Source organism: Rhizobium sp. USDA 3886 (genome assembly GCF_056279785.1).
In genome coordinates, this window is sequence record NZ_JBWCDC010000001.1 from 769,350 (window position 1) to 789,770 (window position 20,421).

Below are 20,421 nucleotides of genomic sequence, written 5' to 3' on the forward strand. Positions count from 1 at the left end.
CTTCATCGTTCATAATGCAGCTATGCCGCGTTCGTCCATCGTGTTCAACTGCGGCCACGAGATTTGTCTCACTTTGATACGGTGCAACGGCACGCCTTTCCGTTCACGCTGTGGAATCCACCCGTGTTTTGCCCTTGCATTTCAACTCGGACGAGGCGCGGGAAAATGCCGCGTTGAGATGAAACTATATGGCGCTTCCCAGCGCCCCGTTCGACGGTTTTTATCCTCAACTTTGGCCGCCCCTCTGCTCGGATACCGGTGCCTTGGGGCGCCGCAAACCCTGGGGAGTTGACAATTAGCTTCACCCTGAGGTTGCGAGTTCGTGGGGCGTACCCCCGAAGGGCGAGGGCGGGTGTGGTGGCGTGGCGCCCGGCTGCGGACCGAACTGGATCGGCTATCCCGAGGGACTATTTTCATCGGTGGCAAGCAGATACCTTGAGAAATGGGAGAAGAGAATGGAACTCGTGACCCACAGGAAATTCAAAAGCGGCTTGTTGATGCCGTGGGGAAAGGGGACGGTCGTGAGCGGAGCCAGGGGATTCGTCTACCTTTCCGGAAACACAGCGACCGCCGAGGATTATGATCCGGCTGGCAGGAAGGGAGGGGGCTTCGTTGGCGATGCAGCGGCGCAGTGGCGCGCAATTCTCACGAACATCAAAGCGGACTTGGAGGAACTCGGCAGCGCGCTCGAATATCTCATTCGGCTGACCTTCTTCGTTAAGGGGCCGTTTCCCGATGGCAGCGTTCTGAACTCTCCCAATTTTCGCCTGGATGTGATGGAGGACTTCTTCACCGAGCACTGCCCAAAGCACCGCAGCTATAACAACCCGCCGCCCTCGGAGGTGATCGGCGTTGCGGCGCTTGCGCAACCCGACGTCCTTGTTGAGATTGTTGCAGTCGCGGCGCTGCCGGACAAGCCGTCATGAGCGAAACGCGACGCAAGCTGACGACCATCTTCTGCGCCGACGTGCAGGACTATACGCGCCTGATGGGGGCGGACGAGGAGGGCACGCTGGCGATGCTGAAGCGGCATCGCGATGCGATGTCGCGGCTCATCGGCTCGCATGGCGGGCGGGTGATCAATACCTGGGGCGACGGATTGATCGCCGAATTCCCGAGCGTCGTCGAGGCCGTGCGCGCGGCCGTCGACGTTCAGAATGAGCTCGCCGGCCTGAACGCTGCGCGGCCGGCGGACGGGCGCATGCTATTCCGGATCGGCATCAATCTCGGCGACGTGATCGTCGAAGGCGACGATCTCTATGGCGACGGCGTCAATATCGCCGCGCGGCTCCAGGCGTCTGCCCCTGCCGGCGGGATCGTGATCTCGAACACCGTCTACGACCAGGTCCGCAACAAGGTGGCCGTCGGGTTCGATTTTCTCGGCCCTTTGGTGGTGAAGAATGTCACGGAACCCGTGCCGAGCTATGCCGTGCGCATCGGCGAAGGCATGGAGAGCACGCCGCAGCCGGCGGCTGCAGCGAACCGTCCAGAGGCCCCGGCAGCGACCGATCGGCCGCTCGGCACGAAGGCTCGCAGGATGTTCGGTCTGCTCGCCTTGTTGAGCGCTGTTCTGGTCGTCATCAATCTTCTCTCCTGGCGGGGCGTCTTCTGGGCGGCATGGCCGCTTCTCGCCTTTGCTGTCCTCTCGGCCATGATATGGGTGCGGCGCCAGAACCATGTCGACCGGGGCATTGCCGCCCTCGGCGTCGCCGGGCTCGGCATGATTGCTATCAACCTTCTGTCGTGGCACGGGATATTCTGGGCGATATGGCCGCTTCTGGGGCTGGCCGCCGCTGCCGCCATTCGATGGGTGATGCGCGGCTGACCCAAGAGTGCATTGGCCGTGCCTGCGGAGCGGCGTTGCCGTGTTGCCGATTTGCGTATCTTGCGGCGGTGTTCAGTTGATCGACAAAAGCATGATGACAGAAAAACTAGATCGGTTCCGGAACATCATTCTCAGCGAGTATCCGGACTTGGCCAAATCGACGTTCGAACTCGCGCCGGTAGGCTGGGATTCGATTGCCGTCGATGTGGATGACCGGCTGATCTTCAAGTTTCCCCGCCATGAGGTCGCGCAAAAGGCGCTTGTGAGGGAAGCCGCGCTGCTTGCCGTTGTCCGGCCCAGGGTCTCAATGGCCGTCCCCGACCTGCGCATTTTCGAGAAAAGTGGGGAGCTGTTTTCCCTGCACGAGAAGCTGAAGGGCGAACATTTGCTCACGGCCGAATATGACAAACTGCCGAAGGATGCGCGGCAGCGCCTTGGCGATGATCTGGGCCAGTTTTACGCCGAGCTTCACCGGCTCGACAGCGAGCGGATGGCGGACGCCGGTGCCGCCCTGGTCGGCGCATGGCAAAGCCCCGCAACAGTTCGCGAGAAAGCCGTACCGGCGCTTCCCTCCGAGCTTCGTTCCGTGGCGGAGGATATCATCGCGGGTTTCGAGCGACTTCCGCCCGATCCGCACGGACAGACCTACGGCTTTTTCGACGGCCATGGATGGAACATGGCATTCGACCATGCGCGCAGCCGCCTCAACGGCATCTACGATTTCGCCGATTCCGGCTTCGGTCCGGTCCACCAGGAGTTCATCTATTCGAACCTCATATCGCCGGATCTCACAGAGCGGATCGTGGCGGCTTATGAGAGAACATCGGGCCTGATGCTCGACCTGCGCCGCATCGCAATCCTCACCGGCTTTCACCGGCTGTCGGAACTGGCGGAGCTTCCGGAGGATTGCCGGCACACGCCGGCCATGACCTACCATGCCGTGGCATGGCTCGAGGAGGTGTCAGGCCGCGGGTTCACTGCGACCTAGTGTGGGGGAGAGGCGGCGACGACGATGTCAGTCAACGGACCCAAAGAACCGGGCTGCGATGCTGGCGACTTCGTCGTGAATGGACCGCCGGTCGACGCCGTCGGCATCCGTGAAAATGTCCGGTGCGAGTTTCCTCCCTTGCGGCGTCGGTTCCGGCACAAAGACGTAATGGTCGATTCCACCTTTCAGAATATCCAGCCAAGCGCCCGGTAGATGGCTGTGCAGCCAGCCGCAGCACTCCTCCGCAGGTGCAATGGTGTCCTCATCGCCGCCGATAATTCGAACCGGCTTTGTGACCCGCTTCAGGCTCTCGGCCAAAAAGCCCAACACCGAGCGGCCAGGCGCAAGGACAAGGGCAGCATCAAATCGAGGGTCGCTGTAGTCCTTCGATCTGCGATCCCACGACGCGCGAAAGACCTCGCTGCGCTCCAGCAGGGGAGCTATGTGGTCCGCCAGATCGGGAAACTCCCTCGGTCCGCGACGCGGGCCTTTGATCGGGTTTGCAGATTCAAACTGGGAATAAGCCACGCGTGCGCCCATCAACAGCATCGCCGTGTAGGCACCGGCGGAAAAACCGGCGACGCATGCACGAGCGCTGACCGTTCCGCCCAGTTGCCTTCGCCAGCCGTGATCGTCGAGCATTGCACTTAGGTCGCTTGCCCGTTCCCAAAGGCAGAGGAAGCCTTCCGGCCTATAGGGTTCGGCACCGGTGTGGCCGTGGTGATTGACCGCAATGGCAACGAAGCCCCGCTGCGCCAGGCGATGGGCCAGCCATTCAAGACCGGCGGCAACGCCCCCGCTACCATGAGAGAGGAGCACGAGGGGACGAGGCGTCGTTGCCGGCTTAAGAGCCGCATCAGGCGCAACGGGCTCCATCTGAAACCAGGATGCGCCGGATACGGGCATCTCGATTGCGGCATCATCTGCAGGATACCAAGCTGTCCAGGAAAGAGGCCGGGGGCCGGTACCCGCCCAATTCGTCCTGTTCTCATCAAAGCAGAGGCCTTCCGCGAAGCCGACCGGCATATGAGTGCTCCAAATTCAGGAAGCGATATGCCTCAGCTTCGTTTCGAAAACAGCGACGCGAGGCTTGGGCGCGGAGAGGGTGGATTTTTCAGGCGCGGTACGACGACGAGGCGCTTGACTTCGCCGCGCTTGAAGGCGGCTAGGAAGCGGCGGTAGTCCTTGAACGAGATGCAGCCGTTGGAATCGCCGCGCTTGCCCAGCATATAGGTGTGGGCGAGCAGGCCGACGCGGCCGTGGATCTTCTGCGGGCCGCCGACGGGATGGAGGCGGATCGCCTCGACGCCGTGGAACAGGGCTTCGCGCATGGCAAGGTCATAGGTGTGCGGTGGGGTTGGCCCGCGCATTTTCTTGTCGGCATAGCGCGGCTTGTCGCGCATGGCACCGAGACCGGAATGGGCTTCGAGCTTTTCGCCGTTCGGCAGATAGACGACGCTGGCCTCGATGTCGTAGACGGCCACGCCATTGCGGGCGCTCGGCATCAACGCCGGCTTGGCGAATGCCGGCATCTCCTCGTCGTCATCCTCCGTTCGCGCATAGGCAAGGGCCGGTCCGGCGTCGGGCGCGTCTATCTTCGGCTTGCCGGGGCGTGCCATCGGCAGCGGAATGTCAGTGCCAGGTGCCAGAACGAGGCCGAAAGGCTCGTCGGACGTTGCCGTTTCGGCGGAAGCGGTTTCGATAGGAGCGGCGGCGGGTATCGGCTGGGCGGAAGGGAGCGTTGCCGCAAGCGCGAGACTTGACGCCGGTTCAACCGGCTTGGCGGAGGCGGTCTGGATCGAATAATCGGGTGCCGGAAGGGCAGCAGGTGCCGTGACCGCCGGAACGGGTCCGGCGCTTGCAAGCACCAGCGCCTGCTGTTTCAGGGCGGAAGCCATCTCGGCGCCGTTGTTGCGCTTTGCGAGCAGCGACAGGCCGCGGCGCTGCATGAGAGCGACCATAGCCTTGGGGGATTTCGGCGTAGCCTCAGCAACCATGCGGTCCGAAACCGTCGTCTGGCCGGGGAGGCGCGAGAACTTGCTGACACGGATCAGGGGATGCGAGCGAGTGGCTGCGGGCGAGACTGGCTTTTGAGCGATTGCGACATCGGCGATCATGGCGGCGGCCGGTGGCCGCGGCGTGGCGGAGGTATGCATTGCCGCGATCGACGCGATCATCCAGGCCGACGCAGCGACCGCGATACCAATTGCAGCAGTTCCGGAGATGAGCCGGAAGGGTCTGGCCGAGCGAAAAAAAGCCCAGCCGAAAGGGTTGACGCTTTCACGCGCCTCAACAGCAAACGCCATACTACTCGGTTTCCCAACGCGTCACATTACCGGCGGCTTACGCGGAACGCCCTTGCCGGAGCCGGTAATGAAGCAAGAGGGCCAAAATGAGGCTCGCTGCGACTTGCCGACTGCCTGGAAGCATGACGCACTATGGTAACTAATTCCTTTACGGGATGATCGGCGCTCGCCGAAATGGCACGGGCGATCACTCGTTGCCGGCTAGGTGCCGTCGATTTCGAATATTAGCAACTCGTGTAATTCGTTCCATCTTCTGCTATGGTTCGGCCGTGACTGATGGCTCAATTTGGGGGGAACCAATGTCTTCATTACATGATATGGTCAAGAGCGAAGTCTCTCCGGCGTTGCTAGTTGATGCCATGTTCGCATTCCAGAAGACGGCTGCGATCAAAGCGGCAATAGAACTCGATCTGTTCACGATGATCGGCAGCGAAGCCCGCACGGCCGGATCGCTCGCCGCTGAAGCAGGGAGTGCCGAACGCGGATTGCGCATTCTCTGCGACTTTCTGGTTGTTGCCGGTTTCCTGATGAAGAGCGGCGAAAGCTACGCACTGACGCCCTCCAGCCAAGTGTTCCTTGATCGGCGTTCGCCGGCTTTCATGGGCACTGCGATCGAGTTTCTGGCCTCGCCGGAGATGCTGTCTCTGTTCCTGGACGACCCGGCTGCTTGCGTGCGCAACGGAGGTGCGGTCGGTCTGGCGAACGTGGCGCCGGACAATCCCGTTTGGGTGAGATTTGCGCGGGCCATGGGTGCGTTCACCGGCGCCAGCGCTCAAGGATTGGCATCGGAAGTCGCCGGATGGCCGACGCCGCCGGCCAAGGTGCTGGACGTTGCCGCAGGCCCTGGGCGCTTCGGGATCGAGATCGCGAAGGTGGCGTCATCGGCCAGGATCGTCGCTCTGGATTGGAAACCGGTCCTTGCCGTGACCGAGGAGAATGCAAGGAATGCAGATGTGGCTGACCGTTTCAGTTTCTTGCCGGGCAGCGCTTTCGATGTGGACTGGGGCACGGGTTACGACCTGGTGCTGCTGCCGAACTTTCTTCATCACTTCGGCAAGGACGGCTGCGTCACGCTTTTGAAGAAGGCACGGGCGAGCCTGGTGCCGGAGGGCCGCGTTGCTGTCGTCGAGTTCGTCCCGAACGAGGACCGGGTGTCTCCCGAATTCCCCGCCACTTTTGCCTGGGTGATGCTGGCCACGACGCCAACGGGCGACGCCTATACGGAGCGGGAGCTTGCCGATATGGCAAAGCTTGCCGGTTTCAGCACCGTCGCGAGCAAGCCGCTGCCGCCGACGCCGGCAAGCCTGATGTTCTTCAAGTGATGTTTTACCGGGCCGAGCGCGATATCGGGTTCAGGCCCGCTCCATGACATAGCTGCCCGGTGCTTCCTCGATGGCGTTGAGCGCCGTGCCGCCGGGTTTGCGCGCGGGCACGCGTTTGGCGTCCTTGGCTTCGATCCAGGCCTGCCAGTTCGGCCACCAAGAGCCGGGATTTTCCTCGGCCTTGGCAAGCCAGGTGTCGTAATCGCCCCTGGTCGGGCCGCCGGTCCAGAACTGGTACTTCTTCTTGTCGGGCGGGTTGACGACGCCGGCGATGTGGCCGGAGCCAGCCAGCACGAAATCGACTTTTCCGCCGAAGAACCGGCTGCCGAGGAAGACGGAATTCGCAGGAGCGATATGGTCTTCGCGGGTCGCGAGATTGTAGACCGGGATCTTCACGTCCTTCAGCGACACGGTCTTGCCGTCGAGCATCATCTCGCCAGCGGTGAGCGCGTTCCTGAGATAGCAGTTACGCAGGTAGAAGGCGTGGTTGGCGGCCGCCATGCGGGTGGAATCGGCATTCCAGAAAAGCAGGTCGAAGGGCATCGGCATTTCGCCCTTCAGGTAGTTGTTGACGAAATAGGGCCAGATCAGTTCGGAGGCGCGCAGCATGTTGAAAGCCGTCGCCATCTTCGAGCCGTCGAGATAGCCGGTCGCCTGCATATGCGCCTCGAGCGCTTCCAGCTGTTCCTCGTCGACGAAGACCTTGAGGTCTCCCGCATGGGCGAAATCGACCTGTGTGGTGAACAGCGTCGCGGTCTTGATGCGCTTGTTTTTCTCCTTGGCGTGCAGCGCCAATGTTGCCGCAAGCAGCGTGCCGCCGACGCAGTAGCCGACGCTATTCACGTCCTTTTCGTCAGTCGCCTTCTCGATCGTTTCCAGCGCGAAATCGATGCCCTCGCGGGCATAGGCCGTCCAGTCCTTCCCGGCATGGCGGGCATCGGGGTTCACCCAGGAGATGACGAAGACCGTATGGCCCTGGTCGACGCACCATTTGATGAAGGATTTCTGCGGGTTGAGATCGAGAATGTAGAATTTGTTGATCCACGGCGGGCAGATGAGGAGGGGGCGCTTCAGCACCGTATCCGTTGACGCTTCGTACTGGATGATCTGGCAGATGTCGTTCTGGGCGATCACCTTGCCGGGGGTCAGCGCCATGTCCCGGCCGACCGCGAATTTGGTCATGTCGGTCTGACGCATTTTCAGGTCTCCGCCGCCCGCCGCGATGTCCTCGGCCAGCATCTTCATGCCGCGCACCAGGTTTTCGCCGCTCGTCGCAATTGTTTCGCGGTAGAGCTGCGGGTTGGTGACGACGAAGTTAGCCGGTGAAAGGGCGGCGGTGATCTGCTTCACGTAGAAGCTCGCCTTGTGTTTCGTGTGCTCGTCGAGCCCTTCGGTCTGAGCGACGATTTTCTCTGCCCAGTCGGCGGTGGTGAAATAGACCTGGCGCAGGAAATCGAAGAAGGGGTTCTTCTGCCAGTCGGCATCGGAAAAGCGCTTGTCCTTGCGCTCCGGCTCGGGTTCCGGGTCCTCGCCCTGCAAGCGTTGCATCGAGCGCATCCAGACGCCGAAATAGCTGCTCATCAGCTGGGTTTGCGCCTCGAACGTCCGGCGCGGATCGGACATCCAGTATTCGGTGACCTTGGAGAGCGTCTTGACCATGTCGGTCATCGGCGCGGCGAGCCGGTCGTTGAATTCCCCGCTCTCACGCGGCGCAAGCCAGGCGGAGGCCGCCTTGCCGAGGTTTTCCAGCGCGCGGGCAATGTTCACCGCCATCGCCTCCGGATCCTTCAACAGGTAGGGATCAAGATTCGGTTCGAAGCCCGGGGTTTTCGTCTTTCCGGTATCTTTCTGCTTGCTGTCGGTCACGTATCTCCTCCGGCGGCAGCAATCCTCGTGCAAATTCAGTTGTACATCGTGCCGGATCGATAAAACAAGTTCAACGCAACGGCACTCGTGCTATTGCTTTGTCGGTGCGACAAATTTAACAGTCGGTGAGGCTTCAGCGTTTTGGAAGGTCTGGCATGACGACGAACGGCATCTTTGGCATCGTACTCGCAACCCGCATGGCCCTCGTTGCCGCGGCCGCAGCGATGACGCTTGCCGGATGCACATTGACGCCGGAGCAGAAGGCGGCCGCCGCGGCGCGGCGCGCGCCTCCGACGGCAGTCGTCATGACCCCGACCAAGGGCGAGGAGCCGGCACAAAGCAGCCTTGCTCATTATCCGGACGGCTATCCGAGCTTCGGCGCGCCGCTGACGGCGGCAAACGTCCAGATGAGTAACGAGGAAGCCGCAAGCCTGGGGCAGAGGCTTTCGGCACTCCGCGTTCAGCGCGACGCCGGCGCGATTTCGGAAGCCGAGTATCAGCGGCGGGTCGCCGAATACCGCAAGCTTGCCGCCGAGCACGGCACAGACGCGCTCTCTGCAATCGGCAATTAAGCCTTGCCTTTCAGGCGATTTGGACGCAAAGCCTTCCGCAGCTGGCGGGAGATGCAATTTTCCCGATAATACGCGTCTGTCGCGGCCTTTCGTCAAAGATTCGCCGCGGGACGAAAGTCTGATGAATATGGCGCTCGCGATTCTGAAGTTCGTGTCGCAGGCAGCCGTGAACAAACGAACTTCGAGCGCGGTCACAGTGGCCGCATTTCCATGGGGAAAGAGATGGAAGAGTTTCACAAAGTCCGGCGTTTGCCGCCTTACGTTTTCGAACAGGTCAACCGTTTGAAAGCGAGCGCGCGAGCGGGCGGCGCCGACATCATCGATCTCGGCATGGGAAACCCTGATCTCCCCACTCCAAAGGCGATCGTCGACAAGCTGTGCGAGGTCGTCCAGGATCCGCGCACGCACCGTTACTCCTCCTCCAAGGGCATTCCGGGCCTTCGCCGCGCGCAGGCCGCCTATTACGCCCGCCGCTTTGGCGTAAAGCTCAATCCGGATACGCAGGTCGTTGCGACCCTTGGTTCGAAGGAAGGCTTTGCCAACATGGCGCAGGCGATCACCGCGCCGGGCGACGTCATTCTCTGCCCGAATCCGACCTATCCGATCCATGCCTTCGGCTTCCTGATGGCGGGTGGCGTGATCCGTTCGATCCCGGTCGAGCCGGACGAGAACTTCTTCCAGCCGCTGGAGCGGGCCGTGCGCCATTCGATCCCGAAGCCCTTGGCGCTGGTTCTCAACTATCCGTCCAATCCGACGGCCTTCGTCGCAACGCTCGACTTCTACAAGGATGTCGTCGCTTTCGCGAAGAAGCATGACATCATCGTGCTCTCGGACCTCGCCTATTCGGAAATCTATTTCAATGGCGAGCCGCCTCCGTCGGTGCTTCAGGTTCCGGGTGCGATGGACGTCACCGTCGAGTTCACCTCGATGTCGAAGACCTTCTCGATGCCCGGCTGGCGCATGGGCTTTGCGGTCGGCAACGAGCGGCTGATCGCAGCCCTGACGCGCGTCAAGTCCTACCTCGACTACGGCGCCTTCACGCCCATCCAAGTGGCGGCGACGCATGCGCTGAACGGCGACGGTTCGGACATCGCGGAAGTGCGCAACGTCTACAAGCGCCGCCGCGACGTGATGGTGGAGAGCTTCGGCAAGGCCGGTTTCGACGTGCCGCCGCCGGCAGCGACGATGTTCGCCTGGGCGAAGATCCCGGAGAAGTTCCGTCATCTCGGCTCGCTGGAATTCTCCAAGCTGCTTGTCGAGAAGGCGGATGTTGCGGTAGCACCGGGCGTCGGCTTCGGCGAGCAGGGCGATGACTACGTGCGTCTGGCGCTCGTGGAGAACGAGCATCGTATCCGCCAAGCAGCCCGCAACATCAAGAAATTCCTCTCGACGGCCGACGAGACGATGCATAACGTCATCTCGCTCAACGCGCATCGCTGATATCATCACAGTCCAACGGCAGCCGCTTTCGGGCGGCTGCCTCTCATAAAACACGCAGGATCGTTCCATGACAGACGCCCTCAAAATCGGCATTGCGGGCCTTGGCACCGTTGGTGCTTCGCTCGTCCGTATCATACAGAGCCGCAGCAACGAGCTTGCTGCCACGTGCGGGCGGCCGATTCTGATTACGGGCGTTTCGGCTCGCGACAAGACCAAGGACCGCGGCCTTCATCTCGCCGGCGTCGAGTGGTTCGACCGGCCGGAAGATCTGGCTGAAAAGGGCGATATCGACGTTTTCGTCGAGCTCATCGGCGGCGTCAACGGCCCGGCCAACAGCTCGGTGCGCGCGGCCCTCGAACGTGGTCTCCATGTGGTGACAGCCAACAAGGCGTTGCTTGCCTACCATGGTGTGGAACTGGCGACGATCGCGGAGGAAAAGGGCGCCCTGCTGAACTTCGAAGCGGCCGTTGCCGGCGGGATTCCGGTCATCAAGGCGCTTCGTGAATCGCTGACGGGCAACACGATTTCGCGCATCTACGGCATCATGAACGGCACCTGCAACTACATCCTCACCAAGATGGAGAAGGAAGGCCTTTCCTTTGCCGACTGCCTGAAGGAAGCCCAGCGCCTGGGCTACGCCGAAGCCGATCCGGCCTTCGACATCGAGGGCAACGATACGGCGCACAAGCTCTCGATCCTGACGACGCTGGCCTTCGGCAACCGGATCGCGGCTGACGACATCTATCTCGAGGGGATCACGAACATCTCTATCGAGGATATCCATGCGGCGGCCGAACTCGGCTATCGCATCAAGCTGCTGGGTGTCGCGCAGCGCACCGATAGCGGCATCGAACAGCGCGTGCACCCGACTATGGTGCCCGTCGATTCCGTTATCGCTCAGGTGGACGGCGTCACCAACGCCGTGGCGATCGAGTCGGATATCCTCGGCGAGCTTTTGATGGTCGGGCCCGGCGCTGGCGGCAATGCGACGGCATCCTCGGTGCTTGGCGATATCGCCGACATCGCAAAGAGCCAGCCGGGCGCTCAGCGCGTACCGGTTCTCGGCCATCCGGCAAAGGCGCTTGAGCCCTACCGCAAGGCCCGGATGCAGAGCCATGAGGGCGGCTACTTCATCCGCCTGACGGTGCTCGACCGCACCGGCGTCTTTGCAAGCGTCGCGACGCGCATGGCGGAAAACCACATCTCGCTGGAATCGATCGTGCAGCGGTCGCAGCAGCATCTGGCGCCCTCGCACCACCAGACGATCATCCTCGTCACCCACGCGACGATGGAGGATTCCGTTCGCAAGGCCGTCGCCGCCATCAAGGGCGAGGGCTATCTCGTCGGCGAACCGCAGGTGATCCGCATCGAGCGTCCCAAGGAAGGTTGAGACATCTCGCCATCCATAGAGGACTGTGACCGAACGGGTGGGCATTCGTGCGTGTCCACAGCTAACATGAGCCTTTGCGCCCAAAGTCGTTGTGTGCTCCGCCAAAGCCACATAAATCTGCCGATACGCTCCGGTCTCGGGGTGGTGACAAGCGATGGGCGATCAGAGGGGCATTGTGGATATAGCCGCCGATCCGGTACAGCGGGCGTTCCTGGGCGTGGAGAAATCCGTCCTCGATAACCGCTGGGTATCGCGCCTGGACCAAGCCGGCCAGAACCGCGCGCTCGCCATGTCTCAGACGCACGGCCTGCCGGATCTTATTGCGCGCGTGCTTGCCGGGCGGGGTGTCGGGGTCGACGAGGCCATCGAATTCCTCGATCCGACGATCCGCAGCCTGATGCCCGATCCCTATACGCTGACGGACTGCGAGAAGGCGGCCAAACGTCTCGTCGAGGCGATCCGGCGTGGCGAGAACGTTGCGATCTTTGGCGATTACGACGTCGATGGCGCGGCCTCCTCGGCGCTGGTGTACCGCTTCCTCACGCATTTCGGCGTGAAGGCCAATATCTACATTCCCGATCGCATCTTCGAAGGCTACGGACCCAACCCGGCGGCGATCGACCAGCTGATCGATAACGGCGCGCAAATGATCGTGACCGTCGATTGCGGCTCCACGAGCCATGAGGCCCTGGGGGCTGCCGAAAAGCGGAACATCGACGTCGTCGTCATCGATCACCACCAGGTGACATACGATCTGCCGCACTGCCACGCGCTCGTGAACCCGAATCGCGAGGACGATCTTTCGGGGCAGGGGCATCTCTGTGCGGCGGGCGTCGTCTTCCTCGTATTGGTCGCGACGCTGAGGTTGCTGCGCGAGGCGGGCGACAAGCGGATCCTCGCGATCGACCTGCTGCAATGGCTGGACATCGTGGCGCTGGCGACGGTGTGCGATGTCGTACCGCTCAAGGGGCTGAACCGGGCTTATGTCGTCAAGGGTCTGGTTGCCGCACGCCACCAGAGCAATGCCGGGCTTGCGGCGCTCTTTCGCAAGGCGGGCATTTCCGGGCCGGTGACGCCCTATCATTTCGGCTTCCTGATCGGCCCGCGCATCAACGCCGGCGGCCGCATCGGCGATGCGGCACTCGGGAGCCGGCTGCTGACGCTGGACGATGCCGGCGAGGCGGAGATGATCGCGCTGCGGCTGGACGAACTCAACCGTGAACGCCAGGCGATGGAAGCGGCCATGCTGCAGGAGGCCGAGGCGGAGGCGCTTGCCGAATACGGCGACGGTGAGGGCGCTTCGGTGATCGTCACCGCGCGGGAAAAGTGGCATCCGGGCATCGTCGGGCTGCTGGCGGCGCGGCTAAAGGAGAAATTCAAGCGTCCGGCATTCGCCATCGCCTTCGACCCGTCGGGCCGCGGAACGGGGTCCGGCCGCTCGATCAACGGCTTCGACATGGGCAGGATGGTGCGTGCGGCGGTCGACGAGGGGCTGCTTCTCAAGGGCGGCGGACATGCAATGGCCGCGGGGCTGACAGTCGAGCGCGAAAAGCTTGGAGCGCTGCGCAGCTTCTTCACCGAACGGGCCGAGAAAACCGTGGCGGCGCTGGTCGCAGGCGAGACATTGAAGATCGACGGGGCGATCGGCGCCAGCGGCGCCACGATCGAACTGATCGACCGTCTGGAAACGGCCGGACCCTATGGGTCGGGGCATTCGCAGCCGATCTTCGCCGTGCCGGCCCACAGGCTGCGCGACGCGCGGATGGTCGGCGAGAAACATGTGAAAGTGACGTTGGAGGCGATGGACGGCTCCCGCCTCGACGGCATCGCCTTCCGGGCCGCAGACACCTCGCTCGGAAATCTTCTGCTCAATTCTCGCGGCGCGAACCTGCATGTCGCGGGTATGCTCGGCGCCGATCACTATCAGGGCGCGCGGCGCATTCAGCTGCGTGTCTGCGACGCGGCGCCGGCGCCGTGAGTCACCAGTCGGATGAGAGCTTCGTCAGGTACTGCCCGTAGGCGCTCTTGCCGAGTCTTTTGGCAAGTTTGGCAAGTTCGTCCTGCGAGATGTAGCCCATGCGCCAGGCGACTTCCTCGGGGCAGGCGATTTTGAAGCCCTGGCGCTTTTCCAGCGTGCTGACGAAACCGGCGGCATCGAGCAGGCTGTCGGGCGTGCCGGTGTCGAGCCAGGCATAGCCCCGGCCCATCAGCTCCACGAAGAGCTGACCGCGCTCCAGATAGATGCGGTTGACGTCGGTGATCTCCAGTTCACCGCGCGGTGACGGCTTCAGGTTGGCGGCGATGTCGACCACCTGTTGGTCGTAGAAATAGAGGCCTGTCACCGCCCAGTTGGATTTCGGCTCTTGGGGCTTCTCCTCGATCGACAGCGCATTCATCTTCGCATCGAAGCCGACGACGCCGTAGCGCTCCGGATCGGTGACGTGGTAGGCGAAGACCGTCGCGCCTTCCCGGCGGCTCGTGCCGGATTTCATGATTTCCGGCAGGCCGTGGCCGTAGAAGATGTTGTCGCCGAGGACGAGCGCAGAGCTGTCGCCATGGATGAAGTCGGCGCCGATGATGAAGGCCTGGGCGAGGCCGTCCGGGCTCGGCTGTACGGCATAGGTTAGCGAAATGCCCCATTGCGAGCCGTCGCCGAGGAGGCGCTTGAAGGCTTCGACGTCGTGCGGCGTTGTGATGATCATGAGGTCCCGGATACCGGCGAGCATGAGCGTCGTCAGCGGATAGTAGATCATCGGCTTGTCATAGACCGGCATCAGCTGTTTCGAGACGGCCTGCGTGATCGGGTGCAATCGCGTGCCCGTTCCCCCAGCGAGAATAATCCCCTTCATGTCCTTCTCCCCTAAAGGCCTTTGTTCAAAAGCTCTTGCATGACGATCTTCATGGATTGCTTCCACTCCGGCAGGCGGATGCCATATGTTTCGGCGAGCCTGTCACCAACGAGCCGTGAATTGGCGGGGCGTTTCGCCGGCGTCGGATAGTCCGCCGTCGTGATGCGTTCAATTCGGACGTTCTTGCCGCCGGACCCGTGAAGCTCTGCGAATATTTCTCCGGCGAAATCCGCCCAGCTTGCCTCGCCGCTGCCGGTGAGGTGAAAGATCCCGCGCTGCGATGGTGCCGGGTCCGTAACGAGACGGGCTGTGATCACAAGGATCGCGTCGGCAATATCGAGCGCAGACGTCGGGCATCCCGTCTGATCGGCGACGACTCTAAGATGATCGCGGGTCTCGGCAAGCCGCAGCATCGTTTTCAGGAAATTGGCGCCGAAAGGCGAATAGACCCAGGCGGTGCGCAGGATGACGTGGTTCGGGTTCGCCGCCGCCACCGCCTGTTCGCCCGCAAGCTTCGAACGCCCGTAGACGGAGACCGGCCCAGTGTCATCGTCTTCGGCATAGGCCGACGGCTTGTCGCCGCTGAACACGTAGTCGGTTGAAAGGTGGACGACTGGAATGCCGAGCCGCGCGGCAGCTTCGGCAACCGCCGCAGCACCTGCCGCATTGACGGCGAAGGCGAGTTCGGGTTCGCTCTCGGCCTTGTCGACGGCCGTATAGGCTGCGGCCGAGACGATGACGTCCGGGTGCAGGGCTGAAAATACGGCCGCGATGCTTGCAGGGTCCGCAAGATCCATCTCCGGGCGCCCGATCGCGATGATTTCAATACCCCTTTCGCCGCCGCGCCTGAGCAGCGACTGGACGACCTGGCCGTGTTTGCCGGTGACGGCGATGCGCATCGTCACTGCCCTTTGAAAACGCCGAGGCGTTCGCCGGAATAGACATTCTCGCGCAGCGGCCGCCACCACCATTCGTTTTCGAGATACCAGCGCACGGTCTTCTCGATGCCGGTTTCGAAAGTTTCCTCAGCCTTCCAGCCGAGCTCGCCTTCGAGTTTCGAGGCATCGATCGCGTAGCGTGCGTCATGTCCAGGCCGGTCGGTGACGTTGGTGATCAGGCGCGCATGCGGGCCGTTGTCGTCGTAGACCCCGTCGAGAATGACGCAGATGCGGTGCACGACATCGATGTTCCGGCGTTCGTTGCGGCCGCCGACATTGTATTTTTCGCCGGGGCGGCCGCGGGAGGCGATGGTGAAGAGCGCGCGGGCGTGGTCTTCGACATAGAGCCAATCGCGGACATTGGCACCATTGCCGTAAACCGGCAGAGGTTTGCCCTCCACCGCATTCAGGATCATCAACGGGATGAGCTTTTCCGGGAAATGGAAGGGCCCGTAATTATTGGAGCAATTGGAGACGACGACGGGCAGGCCGTAGGTGCGGTGCCAGGCGATCGCCAGATGGTCGCTGGCGGCCTTGGAGGCGGAGTATGGCGAGGACGGATCGTAGGGTGTCGCCTCCTCGAAGAGGCCCTTGTCGCCAAGCGAACCGTACACCTCGTCCGTCGAGACATGCAAGAAGCGAAAGGCGTTCCTTCCGGCAACGTCGAGGCCGTCCCAATAATGCCGCGCAACGTCCAGCAGGCTGAATGTACCGACGATGTTGGTCTGGATGAAATCGGCAGCACCGGAGATCGAACGGTCGACATGGCTTTCGGCGGCAAGATGCATGACGATATCCGGGCGGAAGGTGGCGAATGCCTCCTGCATTTTTGCGCGGTCGCAGATGTCGGCCCGCAGGAACTGATAGTTCGGTGCCGATTCGACGGATGTCAGTGACGCCAGATTGCCGGCATAGGTCAGCTTGTCGACATTCAGCACCTCGGCGCCGACCTCGCCGACGAGATGGCGCACCAGTGCCGATCCGATGAAGCCTGCTCCGCCCGTGACCAATATGCGCATCGTCGGATCAATCCTTGGGTTGTTTTGCTGCGTAGGAAAAATGGTTCGGCAGGTCGGCGAGCCGCGGCAGCGCCTTGTCCTTGTGGGACAGCACCATTGCTTGCTCCTCGACCGGCCAGCGGATGCCGACCGCAGGGTCGTTCCATGCGATGCCGCGGTCGTGCTGCGGGCTGTAGGGAGCGGTCACCTTGTAGCTGATGACGCTGTTGGGCTCGAGCGTCGCAAAGCCGTGCGCAAAGCCGGGCGGCACCCAGAGCTGCATGCCGTTCTCTGGCGAAAGCTCCTGGGAGAGCCATTTGCCGAAACTCGGCGAGCCGGTGCGGATATCGACGACGACGTCCATTATCCGGCCAGCAAGGCAGCGCACCAGCTTGCCCTGGGAGAAAGGCGGCATCTGAAAATGCAGACCCCGGACGGTGCTGGGTTGCGCCGACATCGATTCATTGTCCTGGACGAAAGCGACGTCGGCCACGTTCTCGCGGAACCAGGCATCCTTGAACACTTCGGAAAAATAGCCGCGGTGATCGCCGAAGCGCGGTGGCGTGATTGCGACGATGCCGTCAATGGCCGTGGTTTCAAGACGCATGACGCACCTCTTTTCTGCGGACTTCATCAAGTGCCGGCCTTCATGACGCTCATCAGCATCTCCGCCTGCGAGCGGCTCTGCATGGCTGCAAAACCGTTAGCGGCGATGGAATCACGCCCGGCCGCATCGGCGATCAGCCGATGGCAGCGCTCGATCATTTTGTCATAGGGCTTGATCGCTACGCCGCCGATGAAGGGCTGGATATCCGGGTCGCGGATGTCGCCTTCTGTCAGAACGCAGACTCGGTTGGCGAGCAGATAGGAAATGCGCACGATCTCGAAGACGCCGCTCGCATAATGATGGATATTGATGACAATCTTGGCGCGGGCAATGGCTGCATCGCGCTCCGCACCATACACGTTGAAGAGGTGCGCGACCTTGAGCCCGCCTTGCTCCAGCGTCTTCAGGATATGGTGGCGGCGCTCGTTCAACGAACCGTAAAAGAGCACGTCGATATCCTTGACGGGGGCGTGCTCTATCTGGCTGAGGCAGCGGCTGTAGCCGACTTCGAGCACGCCGGCATGGTTAATGCCCTTGGCTGCGAGATTTTCACGGTTGCGCGGGCTGTAGTCGAGAACCGGCAGTGACTTCAGGATCGACGTGTAGCGCGAGTTGATCCAAATGCTTTCTTCCGACACCTGCTCGAGATTGATGACGACGCTGTCCTTCGGCAGATGCCCAACGATTTCGGCGGGGAGAAGATTGCCGCCGTAGATGATCGGCGCACGGCCGGCGAATGCGTTCATGTCGCGGACGATCGGTGCCGAGCCGCCGAGTTCCTCGAAGGCGCCCTGCAGACCGAGTGCGACTTCATCGAAGGCGTGGCTGTGGTTGTAGCTGTCCGGCGTGACGATCCAGATACAATGACGGTCCTTGTGGGCCGGCCATCCCCCGGCAAAGGGCTGCAATGCGTTGCGGAGCGGCTGCTCGATCCTCGGCGCGGCCTGTGCCGGCTGCTGCGACACCGGGATGGCGCTTGAAGCCTGCGGAGCATAGGAACGCATCAGTTCGCGGCCGACGGCGAACTGGCCGCGCGGCATCCAGGCCGGCGGATCGTCGGCGCCCCAAATCAGATGCGGCTGCTTGATCAGCGGCTGGCGGCCCTCTTGCCAGGCGGTCAGCAAAGCCTGGTCGCGGCTTTGCAGAAAGGCTTCCTTGGCGGCGAAGAGGCCATGCAGCATGCGGCCGAGGCGGGCACCGAACTTCCACTCGAAATCGGCAACGGTCGGCACAAAGGCGGCGATTTTCAATCCGGAGGCGGCTGCCTGCTGGACATAAAGCCCGAGCAGACGCTCGATCACGAAGGGGCGCATCTTCGCGTTGGCGTCGCGTGAATAATGTGCCACGCCGGCATAGGCGGTGCCTGCCGGCGTGCCGAGGCGCGCCTCGTCTTCCAGTGATTCGAGAATGCGTTCGCAGAAGGCGAAATATCCGGACCAGAATTTCCGGTTGCCGCAGAAATAGTTGCAGAACATGAAGGCCGTCTTGTCCTGCGGTGGCGCGATCGGGTAACCGAGCTTCTGGAGATGCAGGAAGATAGGCTCCATACCAGGATGGCCGCCAAGCAGCGAATGCTCCCAGACGTTGCTGTAGATTGCCGCATGGCCGATCAGCGGATTGTAGAGATAGGCATCCGCCCCCTCCGCCTTTGCCTTTTCCGACTCCGCGACGAAGGACGGGAAGCTCGTGACGGACTTCATCTCGAACTTGCTGGAGAGCAGTCCCCAAAATACGTCGTCGTCGAGGCCAATTGCTGCGTGATTCTGATGCAGAATGCGGAACAGCTCGTATTCGCGGGTCGTGGCCTGCGTATTGAACGAGATGTCGAGCGGCACTGCGGCAGCGTCGAGCTGATTGCGCTGCGAAGGATCGAGATAAGGCTGATAGATGATGACTGACCCGGTGCTGGCAGCTTTTCCCATAAGAGACGCCAGATCAGGAAGACCGGCCGGCAGAGCGGAAATGGGCTGGTTGATCGTCAAGGCATCGTCCTTCGCGCATGGCCGCCGTTCGGATCGCGACCCGCAAAACGGCATTCGGGCTTGTTTGGTGCAGACTATTGGACGTGAAGCTTGCGCCACACTGTTCGGAGGACTTTACGCTGGTCAGCCTGGGAACAGGTTAAGACGTGATGTTTGTATCAAGCCTATTTTGCGCGATATGCCCAACCTTTGGACGGCGTCATGAAAAACGAGACGATCTATGTAACGAAGCCCAGCCTGCCGCCGCTCGAAGAATTCATTCCTTCGCTGGAAGCGATCTGGAATAACCGCATCCTGACCAATGGCGGGCCTTTCCACCAGCAGTTGGAGCAGGAACTCTGCAGCCATCTCGGCGTGAAGCATATCAGCCTCTTTTCCAACGCCACTGTCGCGCTGCTGACCGCGCTTCAGGCGCTGCGCGTCACCGGTGAGGTCATCACCACGCCCTATTCTTTCGTGGCCACCTCGCATTCGCTCCTCTGGAACGGCTTGAAGCCTGTCTTCGTCGATATCGACCCAGTGACGCTCAATCTCGATCCAGCGAAAATCGAGGCTGCGATCACGCAGCAGACGACGGCGATCATGCCGGTGCACTGCTACGGCCACCCTTGCGATGTCGATGCGATCCAGAAGATCGCCGATCTCTATAATCTCAAGGTCATCTATGATGCCGCCCATGCCTTCGGCGTGGAAGACGAGCGGGGAAGCATCCTCAATCATGGCGACCTTTCCATCCTGAGCTTCCATGCGACGAAGGTGTTCAACACGTTCGAAGGCGGGGCCATCATCTGCCCGGACGCGAAGACGAAGATCCGCATCGATCAACTGAAGAACTTCGGCTATGTCGATGAAGTGACCGTCGTGGCGCCCGGCACGAACGGCAAGATGAGCGAGTTCAACGCCGCGCTCGGCCTGCTGCAGCTGAAATACATCAATTTAGCGCTCGAAAGGCGTGAGGTCATCGACCGCGCCTATCGCGAACGGCTTCGCGGCGTTTCGGGCATCGAATCCCTGGACCGCTCCGGCGAGACCGTCTCCAACTTCTCCTATTTCCCGATCCTCGTCCGCCCCGGCTATCCTATCTCGCGCGACGCGCTCTATGAGCGGCTGAAGGAAAACGGCATTCACCCGCGCCGCTATTTCTACCCGCTGATTTCCAGCTTCTCGATGTACCGCAGCCTGCCGTCCGCGCAGCTCTCAAACCTGCCGGTCGCAACCGAAGCCGCCCAGCAGGTGCTCTGCCTGCCCATTTATCCGGACATGGAGATGGAGGTTGTTGAGCGGGTCGCCGAGTTGATCGCAAAGCCGATTTGCCCGACCGCGCACTCTCACTGAATT

General features: G+C 61.9%; 17 protein-coding genes. 9 read left to right on the forward strand and 8 right to left on the reverse strand.

Going from position 1 to position 20,421, the window contains the following annotated elements; genetic code table 11:
- Nucleotides 1-362: 362 nt before the first annotated feature.
- From ACZ9BX_RS03960 to ACZ9BX_RS03970, 3 genes are all read left to right on the forward strand, one after another.
- Nucleotides 363-926 (forward strand): RidA family protein, encoded by a 564-nt coding sequence (locus tag ACZ9BX_RS03960; RefSeq protein ID WP_476215855.1) that lies wholly within the window; start codon nucleotides 363-365, stop codon nucleotides 924-926.
- Entirely contained in the window at nucleotides 923-1,825 is a 903-nt protein-coding gene (locus ACZ9BX_RS03965) for an adenylate/guanylate cyclase domain-containing protein (protein ID WP_476215857.1), read from the forward strand. Before ACZ9BX_RS03960 ends, ACZ9BX_RS03965 begins: the two co-directional genes overlap by 4 nt.
- Nucleotides 1,826-1,919: 94 nt before the next feature.
- On the forward strand, nucleotides 1,920-2,813 hold the full coding sequence (locus ACZ9BX_RS03970) for a phosphotransferase family protein (protein WP_476219891.1): 894 nt from the start codon (nucleotides 1,920-1,922) through the stop codon (nucleotides 2,811-2,813).
- A gap of 27 nt (nucleotides 2,814-2,840) precedes the next feature.
- Here ACZ9BX_RS03970 and ACZ9BX_RS03975 read toward each other — a convergent pair whose 3' ends face one another.
- Together ACZ9BX_RS03975 and ACZ9BX_RS03980 are read right to left on the reverse strand one after the other, a co-directional pair.
- The gene (locus ACZ9BX_RS03975) at nucleotides 2,841-3,839 is read right to left on the reverse strand and encodes an alpha/beta hydrolase family protein (protein WP_476215859.1); all 999 of its coding nucleotides are present in this window, start codon (nucleotides 3,837-3,839) and stop codon (nucleotides 2,841-2,843) included.
- 32 nt (nucleotides 3,840-3,871) lie between these two features.
- Nucleotides 3,872-5,119 (reverse strand): DUF2778 domain-containing protein, encoded by a 1,248-nt coding sequence (locus ACZ9BX_RS03980; protein ID WP_476215861.1) that lies wholly within the window; start codon nucleotides 5,117-5,119, stop codon nucleotides 3,872-3,874.
- 299 nt (nucleotides 5,120-5,418) lie between these two features.
- Here ACZ9BX_RS03980 and ACZ9BX_RS03985 point away from each other — a divergent pair, with 299 nt between their 5' ends.
- Nucleotides 5,419-6,441 (forward strand): SAM-dependent methyltransferase, encoded by a 1,023-nt coding sequence (locus ACZ9BX_RS03985; protein WP_476215863.1) that lies wholly within the window; start codon nucleotides 5,419-5,421, stop codon nucleotides 6,439-6,441.
- Between the two features lie 30 nt (nucleotides 6,442-6,471).
- Here the strand turns inward: ACZ9BX_RS03985 and phaC are convergent, their stop codons facing one another.
- Nucleotides 6,472-8,307 (reverse strand): class I poly(R)-hydroxyalkanoic acid synthase, encoded by a 1,836-nt coding sequence (gene phaC, locus ACZ9BX_RS03990; RefSeq protein WP_476215865.1) that lies wholly within the window; start codon nucleotides 8,305-8,307, stop codon nucleotides 6,472-6,474.
- Between the two features lie 155 nt (nucleotides 8,308-8,462).
- Here phaC and ACZ9BX_RS03995 point away from each other — a divergent pair, with 155 nt between their 5' ends.
- The 4 genes from ACZ9BX_RS03995 (at nucleotide 8,463) to recJ (ending at nucleotide 13,687) form a co-directional block, all read left to right on the forward strand.
- Nucleotides 8,463-8,879 (forward strand): SHOCT domain-containing protein, encoded by a 417-nt coding sequence (locus ACZ9BX_RS03995; protein WP_132561855.1) that lies wholly within the window; start codon nucleotides 8,463-8,465, stop codon nucleotides 8,877-8,879.
- 222 nt (nucleotides 8,880-9,101) lie between these two features.
- The gene (locus ACZ9BX_RS04000) at nucleotides 9,102-10,319 is read left to right on the forward strand and encodes an LL-diaminopimelate aminotransferase (protein WP_027509346.1); all 1,218 of its coding nucleotides are present in this window, start codon (nucleotides 9,102-9,104) and stop codon (nucleotides 10,317-10,319) included.
- Between the two features lie 67 nt (nucleotides 10,320-10,386).
- Entirely contained in the window at nucleotides 10,387-11,709 is a 1,323-nt protein-coding gene (locus tag ACZ9BX_RS04005; protein ID WP_132561857.1) for a homoserine dehydrogenase, read from the forward strand.
- 154 nt (nucleotides 11,710-11,863) lie between these two features.
- Nucleotides 11,864-13,687, forward strand: a complete 1,824-nt coding sequence (gene recJ / locus ACZ9BX_RS04010) for a single-stranded-DNA-specific exonuclease RecJ (RefSeq protein WP_476215869.1) — start codon at nucleotides 11,864-11,866, stop codon at nucleotides 13,685-13,687.
- Nucleotide 13,688: 1 nt separating this feature from the next.
- On the opposite strand, the gene rfbA is transcribed toward recJ, so the two are convergent.
- Genes rfbA through ACZ9BX_RS04035 form a run of 5 tightly spaced genes read right to left on the reverse strand, consistent with a single transcriptional unit; the run spans nucleotide 13,689 to nucleotide 19,083 of the window.
- Entirely contained in the window at nucleotides 13,689-14,558 is an 870-nt protein-coding gene (gene rfbA / locus ACZ9BX_RS04015) for a glucose-1-phosphate thymidylyltransferase RfbA (protein ID WP_476215871.1), read from the reverse strand.
- An 11-nt stretch (nucleotides 14,559-14,569) separates the two neighbouring features.
- Complete coding sequence (gene rfbD / locus ACZ9BX_RS04020; protein WP_476215872.1) at nucleotides 14,570-15,457, reverse strand: dTDP-4-dehydrorhamnose reductase; 888 nt, start codon at nucleotides 15,455-15,457, stop codon at nucleotides 14,570-14,572.
- Between the two features lie 2 nt (nucleotides 15,458-15,459).
- Nucleotides 15,460-16,515 carry a dTDP-glucose 4,6-dehydratase gene (gene rfbB / locus ACZ9BX_RS04025; RefSeq protein ID WP_476215874.1) on the reverse strand — a complete coding sequence of 352 codons (1,056 nt, stop codon included), beginning with the start codon at nucleotides 16,513-16,515 and terminating at the stop codon, nucleotides 15,460-15,462.
- A 7-nt stretch (nucleotides 16,516-16,522) separates the two neighbouring features.
- Nucleotides 16,523-17,101 (reverse strand): dTDP-4-dehydrorhamnose 3,5-epimerase, encoded by a 579-nt coding sequence (rfbC, locus tag ACZ9BX_RS04030; protein ID WP_476215876.1) that lies wholly within the window; start codon nucleotides 17,099-17,101, stop codon nucleotides 16,523-16,525.
- 26 nt (nucleotides 17,102-17,127) lie between these two features.
- Nucleotides 17,128-19,083 carry a CgeB family protein gene (locus ACZ9BX_RS04035; RefSeq protein ID WP_476215878.1) on the reverse strand — a complete coding sequence of 652 codons (1,956 nt, stop codon included), beginning with the start codon at nucleotides 19,081-19,083 and terminating at the stop codon, nucleotides 17,128-17,130.
- Between the two features lie 201 nt (nucleotides 19,084-19,284).
- Here ACZ9BX_RS04035 and ACZ9BX_RS04040 point away from each other — a divergent pair, with 201 nt between their 5' ends.
- Nucleotides 19,285-20,418, forward strand: coding sequence for a DegT/DnrJ/EryC1/StrS family aminotransferase (locus ACZ9BX_RS04040; RefSeq protein WP_476215880.1), 1,134 nt, complete (start codon nucleotides 19,285-19,287; stop codon nucleotides 20,416-20,418).
- Nucleotides 20,419-20,421 lie beyond the last annotated feature (3 nt).

Excerpts from the sequence above, each read along its gene's own strand:
- ACZ9BX_RS03970 (WP_476219891.1), top strand. The coding sequence starts at position 1,920 with ATGACAGAAAAACTAGATCGGTTCCGGAACATCATTCTCAGCGAGTAT.
- ACZ9BX_RS03985 (WP_476215863.1), top strand. The coding sequence starts at position 5,419 with ATGTCTTCATTACATGATATGGTCAAGAGCGAAGTCTCTCCGGCGTTG.
- rfbB (WP_476215874.1), bottom strand. The coding sequence starts at position 16,515 with ATGCGCATATTGGTCACGGGCGGAGCAGGCTTCATCGGATCGGCACTG.
- ACZ9BX_RS03965 (WP_476215857.1), top strand. The coding sequence starts at position 923 with ATGAGCGAAACGCGACGCAAGCTGACGACCATCTTCTGCGCCGACGTG.
- ACZ9BX_RS04000 (WP_027509346.1), top strand. The coding sequence starts at position 9,102 with ATGGAAGAGTTTCACAAAGTCCGGCGTTTGCCGCCTTACGTTTTCGAA.
- ACZ9BX_RS04005 (WP_132561857.1), top strand. The coding sequence starts at position 10,387 with ATGACAGACGCCCTCAAAATCGGCATTGCGGGCCTTGGCACCGTTGGT.
- rfbC (WP_476215876.1), bottom strand. The coding sequence starts at position 17,101 with ATGCGTCTTGAAACCACGGCCATTGACGGCATCGTCGCAATCACGCCA.
- rfbD (WP_476215872.1), bottom strand. The coding sequence starts at position 15,457 with ATGCGCATCGCCGTCACCGGCAAACACGGCCAGGTCGTCCAGTCGCTG.
- recJ (WP_476215869.1), top strand. The coding sequence starts at position 11,864 with ATGGGCGATCAGAGGGGCATTGTGGATATAGCCGCCGATCCGGTACAG.
- ACZ9BX_RS03980 (WP_476215861.1), bottom strand. The coding sequence starts at position 5,119 with ATGGCGTTTGCTGTTGAGGCGCGTGAAAGCGTCAACCCTTTCGGCTGG.
- rfbA (WP_476215871.1), bottom strand. The coding sequence starts at position 14,558 with ATGAAGGGGATTATTCTCGCTGGGGGAACGGGCACGCGATTGCACCCG.
- ACZ9BX_RS03975 (WP_476215859.1), bottom strand. The coding sequence starts at position 3,839 with ATGCCGGTCGGCTTCGCGGAAGGCCTCTGCTTTGATGAGAACAGGACG.
- ACZ9BX_RS03995 (WP_132561855.1), top strand. The coding sequence starts at position 8,463 with ATGACGACGAACGGCATCTTTGGCATCGTACTCGCAACCCGCATGGCC.
- ACZ9BX_RS04040 (WP_476215880.1), top strand. The coding sequence starts at position 19,285 with ATGAAAAACGAGACGATCTATGTAACGAAGCCCAGCCTGCCGCCGCTC.